This window comes from Silvanigrella sp., from assembly GCF_044369315.1.
Lineage (GTDB): Bacteria > Bdellovibrionota_B > Oligoflexia > Silvanigrellales > Silvanigrellaceae > Silvanigrella.
Genome location: NZ_JBIPMD010000242.1, coordinates 1 through 4,693 on the forward strand (window position 1 = coordinate 1; position 4,693 = coordinate 4,693).

The following is a 4,693-nucleotide window of genomic DNA, read 5'->3' on the forward strand; positions in this document are numbered from 1 at the left end:
GGTTCTGCCAATCCATTGGTAGCTCCTTTGTTACTTTTTTTTAAGCAACAATTAACTAACAAATTGGAGCTATTTCTTCAATCTTCACAATATCTTTCTCAACTCTTAACTGGCATTAATTATTATATTAAAATAGGAAGGAATTATCATGAAAAAGTGGTTTTCTGGAATCCGATTTAAATTTGCAATTTTAATCTTGATTTCTTTTATATTTACATCTTTTTTAAGTATATTTATGTCCTATAATTTGGTGCAACAAAAAAATAATGCAGAGACCATTGCAAAAGAAAAGTTTCCTAAAGTAATTTTAGTAAACCATATTCGGGTAGATGCCAATGCCGTTCTTCGCTTTTTATGGACTGCACTCACTTTTGACGAGATAAGTATAAAAAATGAAAAAATGAATCAAGCAGGGCAAAAAGTGTCAGACTTAAAAGAGCAATTGGATAGAATGAAAAAATTTACTTTATCAGAGAAAATGTCAGAAAATATCAAAAAAATTGAAAATGACTTTAATGTAGTTCAAGAAGAATTTATAAATGTAAAAAAATTATCACTGAAGAATACACCAGAGAATTTAAAAGAACAAAAACAAATAACATTAAATAAAATAGTACCTAAAGTTAATGCTATTGTTGATTTAGTAAAAATTTCAGAAGAGCTATTAATGGATCAAGTGCAACAAGAAATAGAATATGCTGAAAAAATTACAAGTAATAGTATTATATATGGAGTTATTTTTAGCGTAATTGGAATTATGCTTTCACTAATCATTGGAATAAAATTATCGATTCATACGTTAAATAAAATTAATGAAGTTATATTTAATGTAAATAATGTTTTTAATAATGTGAATGATTCCTCAATAAGTTTAAATGGAACAAGTCAAAATTTATCGTCAACGGCTTCTGAACTTGCAGCATCTTTGCATGAAACTGTAGTAGCTGTTGATGAAATCACAGCAATGGTAAATAAAAATGCTGAAAATGCTACACAATCAAAAATCGTATCTAACGAAACAAGCTCAATCGCAGATTATTCTAAAAATAACATCGAAAAAATGGTGCAAGATATTCAAAATATACAAAACGATAATAATCAATTTCAAATAAAAAGTGCTGAAAATAATAAAAAAATGACCGAAATTATAAATATTATTTCTGAAATTAATAATAAAACAAAAATTATAAATAATATTGTCTTTCAAACAAAACTTTTATCTTTTAATGCATCTGTAGAAGCGGCAAGAGCAGGAGAACATGGTAGAGGTTTTTCTGTCGTTGCCGAAGAAATAGGTAATCTTGCACAAATGAGTGGAAATTCTTCGAAAGAAATTGAAGAATTGCTCTTAAATAGTACTTCACAAATTACAAAAATACTTCAGGAAAGCAAGGAAGATGTAGAATATTTTGTCTTAAAATCGAAGGGTAGTGTGGAAGAAGGGATAAAGTCATCTCATAAATGTAGAGATTCTTTAAATGAAATTGTTGAAAAAATAAATAAATTAAACTTAATGGTGAGCGATATTCACATTGCATCTGATGAGCAAGCAAAAGGTGTCACGGAAATTTCTATTGCAATGCAAAACTTTGATAAAGTAGCTCAAAATACGAATAAAATTGCAAATGTTTCATTAATGGATGCAAATAAATTAAAAGATCAGGCAGATGTAATGGCTATGGCAATTAAGGATTTAACTGTTTTGATTGAAGGAGAAAATTCTTTAATAAAAGAAAATAGTGTGATATAATTCATAACAAGAGGTATTATGTTATGGATAAACCTGTAATTATTATTGATGATCAATGTCTCATTTGTAATAAATTTATACAATTTGTAATTAAGCAGGACAAAAAAGAAGTTTTTTTATTTTCGGCATTTCGTTATTTTTTTAATGGCACTCCAAATACAGTAATTTTATTTTTTCAAAATAAAGTATACACACGTTCTGCAGCTGTTTTAAAAATTTTTCAATTATTAAAGTTTCCTTGGAACTTATTTTATATATTTAATATTATTCCTAAAATTATTTTAAACTTTTTTTATAATTTATTTGCAAAATACCGCTATCAATTTTTTAATAAAGTAGAATCTTGTTTATTAATGGATTCTACTTTAAAAAAAAGGATATTAATGGAATCCTCTAATGAGGTGAAAGAAATTAAAAAAATAATAGTTCAAAACAAAATTAAATAAATTAAAAAATAATTTTTTATTTATTTACTAATTTTATCTGTTAGTTTTTTATAATCCGCAGTTTTCTTAAAAGCTTCTATAGCATCCGTTACTTTTTTAATTAACTCTGGAGACGTTGTAGAAGTCGTTGCGATATATTTTTCCTGAACTGCAATTGCTTTTCCTATACGAAAGTTACTTTCATTCAAATTTTCTGCTTTTAAATTTGCTTTTATTAAGGTACTAGCAACAATGTTTAAAGTAAACCAAGCATCAATTTTTTTACCGATAAGTTTTTTAAAATTTGTCACATCGTTTGGTACGGCATCAATGTTACCTTTTTCTATTTTACTATCGGGGCTTGTTAAAATATTTTCGTAGGATGAGCCTGCTAAGACTCCAATTTTAGATCCTTTTGCATCGGCCATGCTGTCTATATTCTTGCTTCCTGACATTGTTAGAAAAATGGTTTTCGCCTCATAAATTTTAGAAGCCCATACAAATTTTTCTTCTCTCTCTTTATTTCTTGTAAGGGGGATAATAAAAGACTTTTTATTATCATTTGCCAAAGCTTCCGTAAACGCTCTTTTCCAAGGTTTCATCTCTAATTTATAGGAAATCTTCTTTGCTTTAAGAGCTTGAATAACAATATCACCGCCAATACCTCCAAGATCATTTTCACCTCTTTTTTCTATTTCACCAGGGAAGTCATCCCAAAATAAGGTAATATCTTCTGCATAAACAGAAATGTTAAAGAAACAAGCTATTATTATATAAGGTTTTATAATTCTTTTAGCCACTTCATGCTCCTTGTAAAATTAGGGATACATGCCCTTATCGGAGGTCTTTTATGATATTTAAGAAAAAAGGAATTAAAATATTTTGGAGAATTCAGGTAACAATAATAAATTAAAAATTGTCACCTGAAATAAATATATGGGATTAACCGCAAGGAGCTCCTCCGGTTCCTATGTGCCATAGAGGTACAAAAGAATCACTGTAAATAACGAGATTTCCATCATTTTGTAACCTTAGAAATCCAAAAGCTCCTTTTGTATTTGTCTGCCAACCAATGGGAGTATTTGGTGAGGTTTGTAACCTTAAATTGCTGCCGTAATCGATATAAAGCTGAGTTGCATTCGTATTATATGTGCCAGTGCTCCAAATCATTTTACCTGATCTATTGGAAAGAACTAAATTTCCTTTGTCTTTAAAGCTTAGGGTAAAGCATAAGTTAGGAGATTGTAAAACTCTTTCGGAAGTAAGAGTTTCTCCTGGCTCTAAAATCGATTTCGCATTTGCTAAAACAGGAATAGCAAACATCAAGGATAAAGCTAAACTACGCAGCATAAAATACCTTTCTATTAAATTGTTATGGAGCTTAAGATAAAAATAATAAATTTAAAAAAAATAAATGTCAAATTAAGGAAAGCTCTATTTTTTTTAGGAAGGTATGAAAAAGAAATGAAAAAGGATTTCATAAAATTTAAGTAAAATTATTTTTTATGAAATAGAATAAACAAGTATTATCAAAAATTAAAACTGCCATTTGAATTATTAATTACAAAATTTCTCTTATGAGTCGCATTTAGTCTTATCGATATTCTACTTATGTCTTTAAATGATTTTTCAAAATTGAGCCCAATTTTTTCATTTTTTAAATCTCTGTTACAAGTAATATGTATATCGGATTCAAAAACAAAATAATCTGTTTTCATTTTTTTAGTTTCCCCTTTTTTATACTGATAAGAACTTTCACTAGCATTCGCAAATTTTTCAATTCCACCAACTTCATAGGTGCAATTTTCACCTAATAAAATAATATTTGAAATATCAGATTTAAATTGGTCAATAACACGATTTACTTTTTCTTCTTGCTCAGGATTTGTGGACTTGCCTTCAAAACCATAAGCCTGTTGAGATGGAATACGAAGATGTATATTTGCTTTTTTCTTATTAAAAAAAGAGAGACTAATATCTATTTCGGCGGTTTTGTTATGTAATTCATTCGTATTATTTTCTATTTTTGCTTTAGCTTGTAAATGAAATATTGATGAAATTAAAATGAAAGACATTAAAAGTTTACATTTCATAATAAATTTATTCCTTTTATTGTTAATTATAAATGTTTTTAAAAAATGAAAAATGAGTTAATTCTTTGGCGATATTTCTTCTTTTATTTCTTCCGCTTTATTTATAATTTGTTCTTTTTTATCACGGAGAAAAATTACTTTATAAATGTAAGATAGTTTAAGCTCTAATGCTGTAATATCTATAGCACTACTTAAATTATGTGAATACATTTTGATTTTATTAAGTATATCTTCAAAAAATGGTTTAACTTCATCAATTTTTTTTATCAGAGAATCTAAGATATGTTCTGAGTGTTTGTGCTATGGACCCCATTTGAGTTGACACATGATTAATGTGAATTTTGATACTGTATTGGACTCATCATTGCAAGCCCGGAATGGGGTGCATGATGATTATAATCATAAAACCATTCACATTAATCATG

General features: G+C 27.6%; 7 protein-coding genes. 3 read left to right on the top strand and 4 right to left on the bottom strand.

The genetic code is table 11. The annotated features are described in order from the left end of the window. The 3 genes from ACIQ56_RS14545 to ACIQ56_RS14555 all read left to right on the top strand — a co-directional run. The coding region (locus tag ACIQ56_RS14545) for a hypothetical protein (protein ID WP_397601768.1) at nucleotides 1-180 on the top strand (180 nt) is incomplete at its 5' end. After that, a complete protein-coding gene (locus tag ACIQ56_RS14550) occupies nucleotides 149-1,750 on the top strand; it encodes a methyl-accepting chemotaxis protein (RefSeq protein WP_397601769.1) in 1,602 nt (533 codons plus the stop codon). The genes ACIQ56_RS14545 and ACIQ56_RS14550, both read left to right, overlap by 32 nt. Nucleotides 1,751-1,773: 23 nt before the next feature. After that, entirely contained in the window at nucleotides 1,774-2,196 is a 423-nt protein-coding gene (locus ACIQ56_RS14555; RefSeq protein WP_397601770.1) for a thiol-disulfide oxidoreductase DCC family protein, read from the top strand. A 20-nt stretch (nucleotides 2,197-2,216) separates the two neighbouring features. On the opposite strand, the gene ACIQ56_RS14560 is transcribed toward ACIQ56_RS14555, so the two are convergent. The 4 genes from ACIQ56_RS14560 to ACIQ56_RS14575 form a co-directional block, all read right to left on the bottom strand. Next, nucleotides 2,217-2,975 (bottom strand): substrate-binding periplasmic protein, encoded by a 759-nt coding sequence (locus tag ACIQ56_RS14560; RefSeq protein WP_397601771.1) that lies wholly within the window; start codon nucleotides 2,973-2,975, stop codon nucleotides 2,217-2,219. 142 nt (nucleotides 2,976-3,117) lie between these two features. Then, a complete protein-coding gene (locus ACIQ56_RS14565; RefSeq protein WP_397601772.1) occupies nucleotides 3,118-3,525 on the bottom strand; it encodes a hypothetical protein in 408 nt (135 codons plus the stop codon). A gap of 179 nt (nucleotides 3,526-3,704) precedes the next feature. Continuing rightward, nucleotides 3,705-4,268, bottom strand: a complete 564-nt coding sequence (locus ACIQ56_RS14570) for a hypothetical protein (protein ID WP_397601773.1) — start codon at nucleotides 4,266-4,268, stop codon at nucleotides 3,705-3,707. Nucleotides 4,269-4,325: 57 nt separating this feature from the next. Continuing rightward, a complete protein-coding gene (locus ACIQ56_RS14575; protein WP_397601774.1) occupies nucleotides 4,326-4,478 on the bottom strand; it encodes a hypothetical protein in 153 nt (50 codons plus the stop codon). Between the last annotated feature and the right edge of the window lie 215 nt (nucleotides 4,479-4,693).

What these genes read in the sequence shown, in the direction of transcription:
- ACIQ56_RS14575 (WP_397601774.1), bottom strand. Translation starts at nt 4,478, where the DNA reads ATGTATTCACATAATTTAAGTAGTGCTATAGATATTACAGCATTAGAG.
- ACIQ56_RS14550 (WP_397601769.1), top strand. Translation starts at nt 149, where the DNA reads ATGAAAAAGTGGTTTTCTGGAATCCGATTTAAATTTGCAATTTTAATC.
- ACIQ56_RS14570 (WP_397601773.1), bottom strand. Translation starts at nt 4,268, where the DNA reads ATGAAATGTAAACTTTTAATGTCTTTCATTTTAATTTCATCAATATTT.
- ACIQ56_RS14565 (WP_397601772.1), bottom strand. Translation starts at nt 3,525, where the DNA reads ATGCTGCGTAGTTTAGCTTTATCCTTGATGTTTGCTATTCCTGTTTTA.
- ACIQ56_RS14555 (WP_397601770.1), top strand. Translation starts at nt 1,774, where the DNA reads ATGGATAAACCTGTAATTATTATTGATGATCAATGTCTCATTTGTAAT.